Source organism: Micromonospora yongxingensis, assembly GCF_052601155.1.
Genome location: NZ_JBQXEO010000011.1, coordinates 78,523 through 91,947, shown reverse-complemented (window position 1 = coordinate 91,947; position 13,425 = coordinate 78,523). Strand labels below are relative to the sequence as shown.

Annotated in this window: 14 protein-coding genes; 8 read left to right on the top strand and 6 right to left on the bottom strand. The window is 74.4% G+C overall.

Translation table 11 applies throughout. The annotated features are described in order from the left end of the window. The first annotated feature begins 129 nt into the window (after positions 1 to 129). Complete coding sequence (locus ACTWLT_RS15655; protein ID WP_445319010.1) at positions 130 to 918, top strand: putative protein N(5)-glutamine methyltransferase; 789 nt, start codon at positions 130 to 132, stop codon at positions 916 to 918. A 248-nt stretch (positions 919 to 1,166) separates the two neighbouring features. Then, positions 1,167 to 2,216: an ROK family protein gene (locus ACTWLT_RS15650; protein WP_445319009.1), complete on the top strand. Its 1,050-nt coding sequence runs from the start codon at positions 1,167 to 1,169 to the stop codon at positions 2,214 to 2,216. Between the two features lie 24 nt (positions 2,217 to 2,240). Here the strand turns inward: ACTWLT_RS15650 and ACTWLT_RS15645 are convergent, their stop codons facing one another. Both ACTWLT_RS15645 and ACTWLT_RS15640 read right to left on the bottom strand, forming a co-directional pair. Continuing rightward, entirely contained in the window at positions 2,241 to 2,441 is a 201-nt protein-coding gene (locus ACTWLT_RS15645) for a DUF397 domain-containing protein (protein ID WP_252416749.1), read from the bottom strand. A gap of 5 nt (positions 2,442 to 2,446) precedes the next feature. After that, on the bottom strand, positions 2,447 to 3,292 hold the full coding sequence (locus tag ACTWLT_RS15640; RefSeq protein ID WP_252416748.1) for a helix-turn-helix domain-containing protein: 846 nt from the start codon (positions 3,290 to 3,292) through the stop codon (positions 2,447 to 2,449). A 276-nt stretch (positions 3,293 to 3,568) separates the two neighbouring features. Between ACTWLT_RS15640 and ACTWLT_RS15635 the strand changes: the two genes are divergently transcribed. Together ACTWLT_RS15635 and ACTWLT_RS15630 are read left to right on the top strand one after the other, a co-directional pair. After that, positions 3,569 to 3,787, top strand: coding sequence for a hypothetical protein (locus ACTWLT_RS15635; protein WP_252416747.1), 219 nt, complete (start codon positions 3,569 to 3,571; stop codon positions 3,785 to 3,787). Positions 3,788 to 3,988: 201 nt separating this feature from the next. Next, positions 3,989 to 5,089, top strand: a complete 1,101-nt coding sequence (locus ACTWLT_RS15630) for a D-alanine--D-alanine ligase family protein (protein ID WP_252416746.1) — start codon at positions 3,989 to 3,991, stop codon at positions 5,087 to 5,089. A 55-nt stretch (positions 5,090 to 5,144) separates the two neighbouring features. Here ACTWLT_RS15630 and ACTWLT_RS15625 read toward each other — a convergent pair whose 3' ends face one another. Together ACTWLT_RS15625 and ACTWLT_RS15620 are read right to left on the bottom strand one after the other, a co-directional pair. Further along, positions 5,145 to 5,834 (bottom strand): DUF3515 family protein, encoded by a 690-nt coding sequence (locus ACTWLT_RS15625; protein ID WP_445319008.1) that lies wholly within the window; start codon positions 5,832 to 5,834, stop codon positions 5,145 to 5,147. Beyond that, positions 5,835 to 6,068, bottom strand: coding sequence for an Lrp/AsnC ligand binding domain-containing protein (locus ACTWLT_RS15620; protein ID WP_013284547.1), 234 nt, complete (start codon positions 6,066 to 6,068; stop codon positions 5,835 to 5,837). Positions 6,069 to 6,221: 153 nt separating this feature from the next. Between ACTWLT_RS15620 and ACTWLT_RS15615 the strand changes: the two genes are divergently transcribed. Together ACTWLT_RS15615 and ACTWLT_RS15610 are read left to right on the top strand one after the other, a co-directional pair. Next, complete coding sequence (locus ACTWLT_RS15615) at positions 6,222 to 7,154, top strand: thiamine-phosphate kinase (RefSeq protein WP_445319096.1); 933 nt, start codon at positions 6,222 to 6,224, stop codon at positions 7,152 to 7,154. 29 nt (positions 7,155 to 7,183) lie between these two features. Then, entirely contained in the window at positions 7,184 to 7,645 is a 462-nt protein-coding gene (locus ACTWLT_RS15610) for a GNAT family N-acetyltransferase (protein WP_252416744.1), read from the top strand. A gap of 29 nt (positions 7,646 to 7,674) precedes the next feature. Here the strand turns inward: ACTWLT_RS15610 and ACTWLT_RS15605 are convergent, their stop codons facing one another. Both ACTWLT_RS15605 and rpmB read right to left on the bottom strand, forming a co-directional pair. Then, positions 7,675 to 8,931, bottom strand: coding sequence for an ATP-grasp domain-containing protein (locus ACTWLT_RS15605; protein ID WP_445319007.1), 1,257 nt, complete (start codon positions 8,929 to 8,931; stop codon positions 7,675 to 7,677). A 178-nt stretch (positions 8,932 to 9,109) separates the two neighbouring features. After that, entirely contained in the window at positions 9,110 to 9,301 is a 192-nt protein-coding gene (rpmB, locus tag ACTWLT_RS15600) for a 50S ribosomal protein L28 (protein WP_007456456.1), read from the bottom strand. A 295-nt stretch (positions 9,302 to 9,596) separates the two neighbouring features. Here rpmB and fakA point away from each other — a divergent pair, with 295 nt between their 5' ends. After that, complete coding sequence (fakA, locus tag ACTWLT_RS15595; protein ID WP_445319006.1) at positions 9,597 to 11,210, top strand: fatty acid kinase ATP-binding subunit FakA; 1,614 nt, start codon at positions 9,597 to 9,599, stop codon at positions 11,208 to 11,210. Continuing rightward, on the top strand, positions 11,207 to 13,405 hold the full coding sequence (recG, locus tag ACTWLT_RS15590) for an ATP-dependent DNA helicase RecG (RefSeq protein WP_445319005.1): 2,199 nt from the start codon (positions 11,207 to 11,209) through the stop codon (positions 13,403 to 13,405). Before fakA ends, recG begins: the two co-directional genes overlap by 4 nt. The last annotated feature ends 20 nt before the right edge of the window (positions 13,406 to 13,425 follow it).

Sequence of the window (13,425 nt, the reverse complement as noted above, 5' to 3'; positions counted from 1 at the left end):
CCGCACCGGTGGGCCCCGACCGGAGGAGGTGAGTCCGATCCGTCAGCCGACAGGACCGGCACGTCCTCCCGTGTCCCCGCCGCGATAGCGGCCACGGGAGCGCCGGTGAGCGCTTCCCGGAGGTTTCCCATGGCACCACCGTTCTCCACCGACCGACCCGCCCTCGTGCTCCGGCTGCGCACCGCCGGTTGCGTCTACGCCGAGGACGAGGCCGACCTGCTGCTGGCCGCCGCCGACACCCCGGCGGCGCTGGCCGAGCTGACCGACCGCAGGGTGGCCGGCGAACCGCTGGAGCACCTGCTCGGTTGGGCGGAGTTCTGCGGCCTGCGGATCGCCGTCGCCGCTGGCGTCTTCGTGCCGCGCGGCCGCACCGCCCTCCTGGTCGAGGCGGCCGCCGCCGTGACCGGCCCGGCGCCGGCCGTGGTCGACCTCTGCTGCGGCTCCGGGGCCACCACGGTCGCCCTGGCGCGCCGGCTCGCGCCCCGCTGGCTGGCCGCCGCCGACATCGACCCGGCGGCCGTGGCGTGCGCCCGTCGCAACCTCGCCGGGCTGCCCGCCGAGGTGTACGAGGGCGACCTGTTCGCGCCGTTGCCAGCGCACTGGCAGGGCCGGTTGGACCTGGTGGTCGCCAACGCCCCGTACGTGCCCACGGCCGAGGTGGAGCTGATGCCGGCCGAGGCGCGGCTGCACGAGGCTCCGGTGGCGCTCGACGGCGGCCCGGACGGGCTGACCGTGCTCCGTCGCGTGGCCGACGGCGCGACCCGGTGGTTGGCGCCCGGCGGACACCTCGCGGTGGAGGTCAGCGCCGGGCAGGCCGACGCGCTCTGCACGGCGCTCGATGCCCTCGGGCTGATGCCGGCCGTGCGGCAGGACGAGGACCTGGACGCCACCGCGGTGATCGCCCGCCGCCCCGGCTGAGCCGCGACCGGCGGCCATGGGCTGGCCGCACCACGTGGTCGTCCTCTGCTCTGCTTCAACGGGGGCAACGAAGAGACGCCGTCAGCGTCGCGCCGGTTGAAGCAGAGCAAAGGACGCACGACGGCAGTTGGGGGCCGGGACAGCACAGGGGTAGGCCCTCCCCGCCCGGGCGGGGAGGGCGGACGTGGCGGGGGAGCGGTGTACGCACTAGCCTCGGCTCACACTCACGACGGCGGGAGGCGGTTTCGGTGGGCAGCGCAGGGGTGCCGGTGGTCGTCGGGTTGGACAACGGCGGCACCAGCAACAACGCCACCGTGCTGACGGTGGACGGCCGGTTCCTGGTGGACGGGCTGTTGGAGATCCCCAGCGAGGTACGGGCCGGGCCGGACGCGGCGATCGAGGCGTTGGCCCGGGCGCTGGACGGCGCCCTGGCGCACACCGGCGTACCGCGCGAGCTGGTCCGGGCGGTGGGGCTCGACACCCCCGGCCCGGCCAGCGCCGCCGGTGTCATCTCGTCGCGGGGCTCCACCAACTTCTCGCAGCCGGCCTGGCGCGGCTTCGACGTGCGGGGCGCGCTGGAGCGACGGCTCGGCCTGCCGGTGGTCTACCACAACGACGGCAACGCGGCGGCGCTCTACGCCCACCACGTGTACTTCGGCGCCGAGGCGATGAACCGGTCGTCGGTCTCCGCGATCGTCGGCACCGGCCTCGGCGGCGGGGTGGTCGAGGGTGGCCGGGTGATCGCCGGCGCGGCCGGGATGGCCGGGGAGCTCGGCCACGTGCACATCCCGCTGAACGGGCTGCTCGGCCCGGGGCAGCCGGAGCCGACCTGCGCCTGCGGCTTCACCGGGGACGTCGAGAGCGTCGCCTCGCTGACCGGCATCGAGCGCAACCTGCTGCCGTACTGGCTGACCCGCCACCCCGACCACCCGCTCGCCGCGGAGCCGGTCGCGCGGGCGGCGAAGCTGGTCCGGGGCTACGGCGAGCGGGGGGACGCGCTGGCCCGGGACCTCTTCACCCAGCAGGCGATGGCGCTGGGCCGGCTGTTCACCGTGGCGACCAACTTCACCGACCCGCACGCGTACTTCGTCGGCGGCGGGGTGGTGGAGGCTGCGCCGGAGTTCCGTGACTGGTTCCTGGCGACGGTGCGCGAGCACACCGTCCTCCGGGAGGAGCAGGCGGCGGTGGCCACCTTCGCCCTGGTGCCGGAGCGGGACATGGCCGGTGCCCGCGGGGTGGCGATCGCCGCGCTGGAGGCGCTGCGCGCCGTACCGGAGGCCAGCCCGCTGGTGGCCTGAGCACGCCCCGGCCGCCCCGCCCGGTCAGTGGCGGGGCGGGGCCTGGGCGAAGGCGGCCCAGGCGGCCGGCGGGAACAGCAGGGCCGGGCCGGCCGGGTCCTTGGAGTCGCGGACGGCCACCAGCCGCGGGATCGCGGCCACCTCCACGCAGGCGCCCTGGTCGCCGCTGCGGCTGCTCTTGCGCCACGCCGCCGTGGCCAGTGCCGCTGTGATCGTCGGGGTCATCGGATCTACCGTCCCTTCAGGAGTGACAGGAGCTGGTCGCGGCTGTCCGCCGGGCTGAGCGCCACGCTCCGCAGATGCTCCATGATCTTGGTGCAGGTACGCGTCTCGCCAGCGCGGTCGAGGATCATCTGGCCGGCGACGGTCTCCACCGAGGCGATGATCGGGTCCTCCGGGTCGGCGAACTCCAGGATGTGCAGCGAGCCCCGGGTGCCCCGGTGGTAGCCGGCGGAGAGTGGGATCACCTGGACGGTGATGTTCGGTAGTTCGGCCATCTTGACCAGGTGGCGCAGCTGCCCGTCCATCACCGACCGGTCGCCGACCGGGCGCAGCAACGCGCCCTCGTCGATGATCGCGTCGAGGATGGGCGGGTCGTCACCGCTGAGCCGCTGCTGCCGGTCGAGGCGGATCCTGACCCGCTGCTCCACCAGTTCGTCGCCGAGGGTGTGCGGCCCGCCGCGCATCACGCCCCGGATGTAGTCCGCGGTCTGCAGCAGGCCGGGCACCACCGAGGGCTCGAAGTTGGCGATGGCGGTGGCCTCGGCCTCCAGGGCGATGAAGTCGATGGTGCGGGGATCGAGCAGGTAGGAGTACGACACCCACCAGCCCGGCTTGCGGGCGTCCTTGGCGAGCTGCACCGCCGCGGCCACCTCGTCGGCGCCCACCCCGTACGAGGTGAGCAGGGCACGCACGGTGGCGGGGCTGATCAGCGTCTGCGCGTTCTCGTAGCGGGAGAGGGTGCTGCGGGTGCTGTTGATTTCATCCGCGGCGGTCTCCAGCGTCAGCCCGGCGGCTTCCCGGTGGTGGCGGAGGGCGATGCCGAGCCGGCGGGCGCGGGCGGTCTTCGGGGCCATGCATCGATGGTCGCATACTTCTGTGGGAACGTCTGCATGAGAGAACGTCGATGAGAGTTGCATTCATTGCTGTACACGTGTCAATCTGTCATCGCGTCCTCACCGCCGGTTGTCGTGGCGACGGTGGTGGTGAGCGACCGGAGGGGATGGGGCACGCGGCGATCGGGTTTCTCCCCCGTACCCGATCGCCGCGTGCCGCAGCCATCCCGGCCTGCCGGAAGGAGACGACGTGCGTACCGGTCCGGAGCCACTCGCCGTTGATGCGGACAGCCGGCGATGACCCGCTTCCTGGTGGTGCTCACCGACGTGCGTCCCGTCGAGGGCATCGACCGCAACGAGCGGACCGCCCCCGAGCGACGCCGGCAGGTCGTCGGTGCCAGCAGCCGGGAGGCCGCCGACCGGATCGCCGGCGCGTTCATGGCGCTGGGCATGGTGCGGGCCGGCCGGCAGCGGGTCAAGGTGATCGCGGTCGGCCGCCGGCACTCCCGCGACTGACCCACCCCGCCCCCGGCCAGCGCCGCCGCGCGCCGCCGGACATCCCGTCACGCACCGTATATCCTCTGTTGACCGAATGCCGTGTCGTGCCGTGGCTCACCGGGTATCGCCTCGCCCCATCGCCACGCACAGTAAGGTCAACCGGGTGAGCGCCACCGGCGAGCACGACCAGCCGCAGTCGCGTACGAAGAGGTGACCGGAGTGACCACCCCAGGCAAGACCCGCGTGGCGATCGTCTTCGGCGGCCGCAGCCCGGAGCACGGCATCTCCTGCGTCAGCGCCGGCAGCGTGTTCGGCGCCCTCGACCCGGACGAGTACGAGGTGGTGCCCGTGGGCATCACCCGGGCAGGTCAGTGGGTGTTGACCGACGGCGACCCCGCACAGCTCGCCATCAACGCCCGCCAGCTTCCGGAGATCACCGCCGAGTCCGGCGAGGACATCGTGCTGCGCGCCGACCCCACCGGCAACGGGCTGATGGTGCTCGACCCGACCGAGGGCCCCCGGGCGCTGGCCGACGTGGACGTGGTCTTCCCGGTGCTGCACGGCACGTACGGCGAGGACGGCACCATCCAGGGAATGCTGGAGATGGCCGGCATCCCCTACGTCGGTGCGAACGTGTTCGCCTCCGCCGCCGCGATGGACAAGGAGTTCACCAAGAAGCTCTGCGCGATCGAGGGCATCCCCGTCGGCTCGTACGCGGTGCTGCGCAACGGCATGACGCTCAGCGAGCAGGACAAGGAGCGGCTCGGCCTGCCGGTCTTCGTCAAGCCGTCCCGGGCCGGCTCGTCGTTCGGCATCACCCGGGTCACCGACTGGGCGCAGCTCGACGAGGCGGTCGCCACCGCCCGGCAGTTCGACCCGAAGGTCATCATCGAGGCCGCGATCATCGGCCGCGAGGTCGAGTGCGGGGTGCTGGAGGGCGAGGCCGGCGGCGCGCCCGAGGCGTCCGTGCTGGCCGAGGTGCGGGTCGTCGCCGACCACGACTTCTACGACTTCGAGGCGAAGTACCTCGACGACTCCTGCGAGTACGACATCCCGGCCGGCCTGCCGGAGAGGGTGACCCGCCAGGTGCAGGAGTACGCCGTCCGCGCGTTCACCGCGCTGGACTGCGCCGGCCTGGCCCGCGCGGACTTCTTCGTCACCCCGGAGCTGGACATCTACCTCAACGAGATCAACACGATGCCGGGGTTCACCCCGACGTCGATGTTCCCGCGGATGTGGGCGGCCTCCGGCCTGGAGTACCCGAAGCTGGTCAACCGGCTGATCCGCACCGCCCAGCGACGCGGCGTCGGCCTGCACTGAGCGGCCATCACGACGACGAGCCCGGCCCGCTTCTCCGGGCCGGGCGCCGGTCGGATCAGCCCCGGCAGCCGGCGGGCGGGGCGCCACCGGAGGGCACCGACGCCACGACCGCGTCGGAGACCGGCGACACCCACTGCAACGGCTGCTCGTACGAGCGCGGGACGCGCACCGTGACCGGCGTCTCCCGGTCGACCGTGGTGAGCACGGTCGCGTCGTCCTGCACGACCGAGTGCCAGCAGACCGCGTTCACCCTCCAGACCTCGTCGGTGGCCGGGACGGTCGGCTGCTGGCCGCCGCAGGCCACGGTGAGCGCCGGGTCGCCGTACGCGGCGTTCTGCTCCGGACCGGCGGTGACCGGGCGCTGGTTCAGGTCGCGGATGCTCTGCGGCAGCTGGGAGAGCAGCGCCCGGCAGACCGTGGCCGGGCGGGCGGCCAGCGCCGGGGCGGCCATCTCGACCGGGGCGGTGGACTGCGCCCGTGCGGTGGTCGCCGAAGGGCTCGGCGTGGCGTCCGGCTCGGCCGGGGAGAGCTTGCCGAAGGCCAGCACGGCCACCAGCAGCGTGACCGGCAGGGCGATCAACGTGGCCAGCAGGGCGGCACCGCGCATGGTCCGGTCCCGCCCGGCCGGCGCGTCGGCGGCCGGCTCGCGGGGACCGTCAGCCGGCCCGGTACCGTCGGCCACGTCGCGCGTCGCGCCGGGCCCGTCGTCGAGAGTCGCGGAGGAGGAGGTCTCGGTCTCGTCCACTTACAGCCGCACCACCGAACACGTGAGGGTGCGGGTGATGCCGGGCACCATCTGCACCTTGCTGACGATGAGTTTTCCGAGCTCGTCGACGGTGTTCGCCTCGGTGAGGACGACCACGTCGTACGGCCCGGTGACGGCGTCGACGCGTACCACGCCGGCAAGGTCCGCGATGAGACCGGCCACGTCACGTGCCCGGCCGACCTCGGTCTGGATGAGGATGTACGCCTGTACCACGACTCGACCTCCGTCCGTCGCCGCCCAGGGGCGGCCCGAAGGGTGAAACTACCTTACGGACCAGGTCTGATCCCTATCGGTGGTCAAGGAGCAGCGGTGAGCGAGCGCGGCGGAGCCGGGCAGAACGGGCAGAGCGCCGGCGGTGGTGCCAGCGTGGCTGCGATCGGCGAGTTCGGGTTGATCGGGCGGATCACCGCCCGGCTGCCGACCGGGCCGTCGACCCTGCTCGGCCCAGGGGACGACGCCGCCGTGGTGGCCGCCCCGGACGGCCGGGTGGCGGCCTCCACCGACGTGCTGGTCGACGGGCGGCACTTCCGGCGGGACTGGTGCTCGGCCCGGGACGTCGGGCACCGCGCCGCCGCGGCCAACCTGGCCGACATCGCCGCGATGGGTGCCACCCCGACCGCCCTGCTGGTCGCCCTCTGCATGCCGGCGGACCTGGACACCGGTTGGGCCGAGGAACTGGCCGACGGACTGGGCGCCGAGGCGGCCACGGTCGGCGCGAGCGTGGTCGGCGGAGACATGTCGTCCAGTCCCACCCTGACCATCGCGGTCACCGCTCTGGGCGACCTCGGCGGCCGCCCACCCGTGGTGCGCTCCGGTGCCCGCCCCGGCGACGTGCTGGCCCTGGCCGGCCGCACCGGGTACGCGGCGGCCGGACTGACCGTGCTCACCCGTGGCTTCCGTACGCCCCGGCTGCTGGTCGAGGCGTACCGGCGGCCGCAGGTCCCGTACCCGGCCGGGCCGCAGGCCGCCCGGCTCGGCGCCACCTCCATGATCGACGTGTCGGACGGGCTGCTCGCCGACCTCGGGCACGTGGCGACGGCCAGCGGGGTGGCGATCGACGTACGCCGGGACGCCTTCGAGGTGCCCCGGCAGATGGCCGACGCCGCACAGGCGCTCGGCGTCGACCCGTACACCTGGATCCTGGCCGGTGGCGAGGACCACGCGTTGGCCGCGACCTTTCCCCCGGCGGTGGCGTTGCCGCCGGACTGGCGGCAGATCGGCCTGGTCACGGCCGGTGCCGGGGTCACCGTCGACGGTGCCTCGTACGACGGCCCGCGGGGCTGGGACCACTTCCGGTGAGGGCCCACGCCCGCCGTACCCTGGAAACCGTGAGTGAGATCGAGATCCGGGTGGTGCGGTTCGACGCGCCGGTGGCGCAGCAGCTGATCACTGCCGCACTGGCCGACCTCGGTGCCCGCTACGGCGGCACCGGCGACGACACCCCCGTGGACGCGGCCGAGTTCGAGCCGCCGGACGGCGCCTTCCTCGTCGCCTACCTGGCCGGCGAACCGGTCGGCTGCGGTGGCTGGCGCAGCCACGGCGCGGACACCGCGGAGCTGAAGCGGATGTACACCGCCCCGACGGCCCGTGGGCGGGGTGTGGCGCGCGCGGTGCTGGCCGCCGTCGAGCGCTCGGCTCGCGAGCAGGGCCGCAAGCGGCTGGTCCTGGAGTGCGGGGACAAGCAGCCCGAGGCGATCGCCATGTACACGTCCGCCGGCTACGAGCAGATCCCGAACTTCGGCTTCTACAAGGACGCGGAGGGCTGCGTCTCCTTCGGCCGCACCCTCTGATCCGGCCGGTCCAGCCCGCCGGTCGGCTGTCAGCCGGTGGTGATCCGGATCTCTCCCACCGCCCGGGTGACGGCGTCGGTCGCCTCCGCCGGGTCGGCGCCCCAGGCCAGGACCTGGCCGCTGCGCCGGGTCGACGAGGTGACCTCCTGCACCTGGTCGCCGACGGTCACGCCCACCGTGACGTCCAGCACGCCGGACACCCGGCGGGCCGCGCGCACCCCGTCCACGGCGGTGACCGTGCCGGGCGCCGGGAGCAGGTACTCCACCGCCGCCGCGCCGGTCGGCCGTGCCGGCAGGGCGGGCCGTTCGCCGCGCAGCGTCCGCAGGTACGCCCCGACGAACCCGCACTCGTAGGAGACCGAGACCAGTGAGCTGATCAGGTCACCGGGCAGCCGGGCGGCGCACTCCACCAACGCGGGGCCGTCGGCGGTGCGGATCCACTCGCTGTGCAGCACGCCGGTGCGGAAACCGGCGGCGCCGGCCAGTCGGGTGGCGACGTCGAGCAACTCCCGCCGGGCATCCTCGGGTAGCGCGGACGGCACCGTGTGCCCGGTCTCCACCGGTCTCGCGCCGGCCAGCACCCGCTTGTCGGTGACGTTGCCGAAGCGCACCTCGCCGTCGGCCACCAGCAGCTCGACGCTGTGCTCGGTGCCGATCAGCACCTGCTCGGCGAGGACGGCCGTGGGCAGGCCCCGGGCGGTGGTGTCGGGGGACACCTCCGGGTCGGCGCTGGCAGCCCAGGCGGCGGCGATCAGCCCCGGATGGGTGACGATCTGTACGCCGAGGCTGCCGGCCCGCCGGGTCGGTTTCAGCACGCACCGCCCACCCTGCCGCTGGGCGAACGCGGCCGCCTCGGCAGCGGTGCCCACCAGCGCGAACGCCGGGTTGGTCAGGCCGGCGGCCGAGGCGAGCATCCGCATCCGGTGCTTGTCGGTGAAGATCTCGGCGGCCTTGACGCCCGCACCGGGCAGGCCGAGCGCGTCGGCCAACCGAGCCGCCGCGACCACCGCGTACTCCTGGCCGGGCACCACCAAACGCGCGGCGGCCAGCCCCGGCTCCCGGGCGAGCAGCGCCGCCGGGTCCAGGCCGGACTGGTACTCGGCCGCCACCACCCGCGAGACGAACGGCAGCGCGGCGCAGTGCCGCTCCAGGTCACGGCTGCGGATCAGGTCGGGTTCCTCGATCAGCACCACACTGTCGGCGGGCAGCAGGTCGCCGAGCCCTCGCAGCAGGTCCAGCGCGGAGCCCACCATGACCATCTCGTCCCGGCCCAGGTCCAGCTGCACCGTCACCCCTTCCGTCCGCGCCGGACCGGACGCCCGACGCAGCGCGACCCTAACCGGGCGCCGGCCCGGGCCGGCCCGCCGCGTCGCCTAGTCGTCAGCGACCTGGCCCGGACACGACAGAGCCGGCGGACCACAGGGTCCGCCGGCTGAGCCGAACGAGAAGGTGGGTGCTACCGCGTCAGGCGCGGGTGACCTTGCCGGCCTTGATGCACGAGGTGCAGACCTGCAACTTCTTGGTGTTGCCGCCACCGGCCGGGGTACGCACCGACTGGATGTTCGGGTTCCAGCGGCGGTTGGTCCGCCGGTGCGAGTGGGACACGTTGTGGCCGAAGCCCGGTCCCTTGCCACAGACGTCGCACACGCTAGCCACGGGATACTCCTGGGATTGAAACGTTCATGAGGTCGCCGGCAGGTGCTGCCCGGGCAACCTGGTCAGGTTACCCGATGACCTGCCGACACGGCCAACCGGCCCGGTGGGGCAACCGCCCGCGCCGCAGCCCGCCGGTGGTGCTGGTCACTTCTGCGGTCTGGCGGGCCGGTCCGGCCGCAACGCTACCCGACGCTCACCCCGACCACCGGCGGCCGGATCACCGCCCGCGGTGGAGGCGGGCCGGACACGCCGACGAGTCCGACGCGTGTCGGTGCGCGCCAGTAGGCTTCTGGCCGTGCTGGACACCCTCGACGCCGCCGCGGTCCGCCGCTGGTGCGCGAGCGGGCTGGCCGCGCTGAAGCGCCACCAGGGTGAGATCGACCAGCTCAACGTCTATCCGGTGCCCGACGGCGACACGGGCACCAACCTGGTGCTCACCCTCACCTCGGCCCAGCAGGCCCTGGCGATGGACCTGGACACCCTCCCCGACAGCGGGCCGACCGCGCACGGGCACGCGTTGCGGCTGATGGCCCAGGGCGCGCTGCTCGGCGCGCGCGGCAACTCCGGGGTGATCCTCTCGCAGATCCTGCGCGGCTTCGCCGACGCGGTCGCCGCCGCGCCGGCGGTGCGTGGCCGGGAGCTGGCCGCCGCGTTGCGGGCCGGCACCGCCGCGGCGTACACGGCGGTCGCCCGGCCGGTGGAGGGCACCCTGCTCACCGTGGTCGGCGCGGCCGCCCTCGCGGCGGAGCACGCCGACAGCGACGACCTGCCGGCGGTGGCCCGGGCGGCGGCGCGGGCGTCGGCCGAGGCGCTCGCCCGGACCCCGGAGCAGCTGCCGGCCCTGGCCCACGCCGGCGTGGTCGACGCGGGCGGCCGAGGGCTCTGCGTGCTGCTGGACGCCCTGGTCGAGGTGCTCACCGGGGAGGTCACCGGCCGGCTCGCGCCGGGGCCGCGCACCGCCCGGCCGGCGGCCACCGTCGCCCGGGAGACCGGCTCCGACGAGTACGCCTACGAGGTGCAGTTCCTCCTCGACGCCGGAGCGGAGGCGGTGGCCGGGATGCGCCGGGCGCTGGACGCGCTGGGCGACTCCCTGGTGGTCGTCGGCGACGGGCGCGAGCCGGAAGCCACCTGGAACGTGCACGTGCACGTCAACGACGTGGGTGCGGCCGTCGAGGCCGGGGTCGTCGCCGGTCGCCCGTACCGCATCTCGGTGACCCGCTTCGCCGACCAGCCGGAGCCGTTCGCCGGCCCGGCGACGGACGGCCGGGCCGCCGTGGTGGTGGCCACCGGCGTCGGCATCGCCGGGCTCTTCGCCGCGGAGGGCGCCACCGTCGTGCCGGGCAACCCGTCCACCGGCGAGCTGCTGGACGCGGTGCGCAGCACCGGCGCGGCCCGGGTGGTGGTGCTGCCCAACGACCCCAACACCGAGGCGGTGGCGAGCGCGGCGGCCCGCGAGGCACACGCGTACGGCATCAAGGTGAGCGTGGTGCCGACCCGCTCGCCGGTGCAGGCGCTGGCCGCCCTCGCGGTCCGCGACGGCGGCCGCCGCTTCGAGGACGACGTGATCGCGATGGCCGAGGCGGCCGGGGCCTGCCGCTACGCCGAGGTCTGCCACGCCAGCCGGGAGGCGCTGACCGTCGCCGGCCCGTGCCGCCCCGGCGACGTGCTGGCGCTGGTCGAGGGGGAGGTGCACCTCATCGGCACCGACCTGACCGACACCTGCGCGGCCGTGGTCGACCGCATGCTCGGCGGTGGCGGGGAGCTGGTCACCCTGCTGGCCGGGGTGGATGCCCCCGCCGGGCTCACCGATGCCGTCCGCGCGCACGTCGCGCGGCGCTGGCCGTTCGTCGAGGTGCAGGCGTACCCGGGCGGCCAGCCGTACTATCCGCTCCTGGTGGGGGTCGAATGAGCGAGCCGTCCACGGTGGACACTCCGCTGAAGAAGCTGGTCGGGGACAAGACGGCCAAGGCGCTCGCCTCCCATCTCGACCTGCACACCGCGGGTGACCTGGTCTACCACTTCCCGCGTCGCTACGACGAGCGCGGCGAGCACACCGACATCCGCTCGCTCGACGTGGGCGAGCAGGTCACCGTGCTGGCCCAGGTACAGCGCACCGCCGTGCGCCCGATGCGCCAGCGCCGGGGCAACCTGCTGGAGGTGACCGTCGGCGACAACTCCGGCGGGCTGCTGACGCTGACCTTCTTCGGCAACCAGGCGTGGCGCGAGCGGGAGCTGCGTCCGGGCCGGTGGGGGCTGTTCGCCGGCAAGGTCACCGAGTTCCGCGGCAAGCGCCAGCTCAACGGCCCGGAGTACGTCCTGCTCGGCGAGGGCGGCGAGGGCGAGGCGGCGGTCAGCGACGAGATCGAGGAGTTCGCCGGCGCGCTGATCCCGGTCTACCCGGCCGCCGCGGCGGTGCCGACCTGGGTGATCGCCCGCTGCGTGCGGGTCGTGCTGGACACCTTCACCCCGCCGGAGGACCCGGTGCCGGCCAGCGTGCGGGCCAGCCGCAAGCTGGTGGAGCTGGGCAGCGCCCTGCGGGAGATCCACCGGCCGTCCAGCAAGGAGGAGCTCTATCGGGCGCGGCACCGGCTCAAGTGGGACGAGGCGTTCGCCGTGCAGTTGACCCTGGTGCAGCGCAAGCACCGGGCCGTCGACTGGCCGGCCCGGCCCCGCCCCGCGCGTGCCGGAGGGCTGCTGGACGCCTTCGACGCCCGCCTGCCGTACGAGCTGACCGCCGGTCAACGCGAGGTCGGCGTGGAGATCGCGGCCGACCTGGCCGTTCCGCACCCGATGCACCGGCTGTTGCAGGGCGAGGTGGGCTCGGGCAAGACCGTCGTGGCGTTGCGGGCGATGCTCCAGGTGGTCGACGCCGGCGGCCAGGCGGCGCTGCTGGCGCCGACCGAGGTGCTGGCCGCGCAACACCACCGGGGCATGCTCGACCTGCTCGGGCCGCTCGGCCGTGCCGGCGAGCTGGATTCCGCCGAGCACGCCACCCGCGTCGAGCTGGTCACCGGCTCGTTGGGCGCGGCGGCCCGCCGTCGCGCGCTCGGCGAGGTGGCCAGCGGCGCCGCCGGCATCGTGCTGGGCACCCACGCGCTGCTGTACGAGGGGGTCGACTTCGCCGACCTCGGCCTGGTGGTCGTCGACGAGCAGCACCGCTTCGGGGTGGAGCAGCGCGACGCGCTGCGGGCCAAGGCCGACCAGCCGCCGCACGTGCTGGTGATGACCGCCACCCCGATCCCGCGCACCGTGGCGATGACCGTCTACGGCGACCTGGAGGTCTCTACCCTCTCCCAGCTGCCCCGTGGCCGCTCGCCCATCGCCTCGCACGTGGTGCCGGCCGCCGAGAGACCGGCCTTCCTGGACCGGGCGTGGCGCCGGCTGCGCGAGGAGGTGGCCGCCGGGCACCAGGCGTACGTGGTGTGCCCGCGGATCGGGGACGGTCCTGCCTCCGAGGAGGAGCCGCCTCCGGTGGACGACAACGGGCGACGGCCGCCGCTCGCGGTGACCGAGGTGGCCCCGCTGCTGGCCGAGGGGCCGCTGAACGGGCTGCGGATCGGGGTGCTGCACGGCCGCCTGCCGGCCGACGAGAAGGACGCGGTGATGCGCTCCTTCGCCGCCGGCGACCTGGACGTGCTGGTGGCGACGACCGTGATCGAGGTCGGCGTGGACGTACCCAACGCGACCGTGATGATCGTGCTGGACGCCGACCGGTTCGGTGTCTCCCAGCTGCACCAGCTGCGTGGCCGGGTCGGCCGGGGTGCGGCCGCCGGGCTCTGCCTGCTGGTCAGCGAGGCGGCCGAGGGATCGTCGGCCCGGGAACGGCTGGACGCGGTCGCCTCGACCAGCGACGGCTTCAAGCTCGCCGAGCTGGATCTGGAGCAGCGCCGCGAGGGCGACGTGCTGGGCGCAACCCAGTCCGGCCGGCGCTCGCACCTGCGGCTGCTGTCCCTGCTGCGCGACGCCGACCTGATTCGCGACGCCCGGGCCGAGGCGATCGCCCTGGTCGAGGAGGATCCGGAGCTGACCCGCAACCCGGCGCTGGCCGCGTCGGTCGCGGCCCTGGTCGACGAGGACCGCGCGGAGTACCTGGAGAAGGGCTGACGATCGGCCCGACCGTCGGG

What these genes read in the sequence shown, in the direction of transcription:
- ACTWLT_RS15655 (WP_445319010.1), top strand. Translation starts at nt 130, where the DNA reads ATGGCACCACCGTTCTCCACCGACCGACCCGCCCTCGTGCTCCGGCTG.
- ACTWLT_RS15645 (WP_252416749.1), bottom strand. Translation starts at nt 2,441, where the DNA reads ATGACCCCGACGATCACAGCGGCACTGGCCACGGCGGCGTGGCGCAAG.
- ACTWLT_RS15640 (WP_252416748.1), bottom strand. Translation starts at nt 3,292, where the DNA reads ATGGCCCCGAAGACCGCCCGCGCCCGCCGGCTCGGCATCGCCCTCCGC.
- ACTWLT_RS15635 (WP_252416747.1), top strand. Translation starts at nt 3,569, where the DNA reads ATGACCCGCTTCCTGGTGGTGCTCACCGACGTGCGTCCCGTCGAGGGC.
- recG (WP_445319005.1), top strand. Translation starts at nt 11,207, where the DNA reads ATGAGCGAGCCGTCCACGGTGGACACTCCGCTGAAGAAGCTGGTCGGG.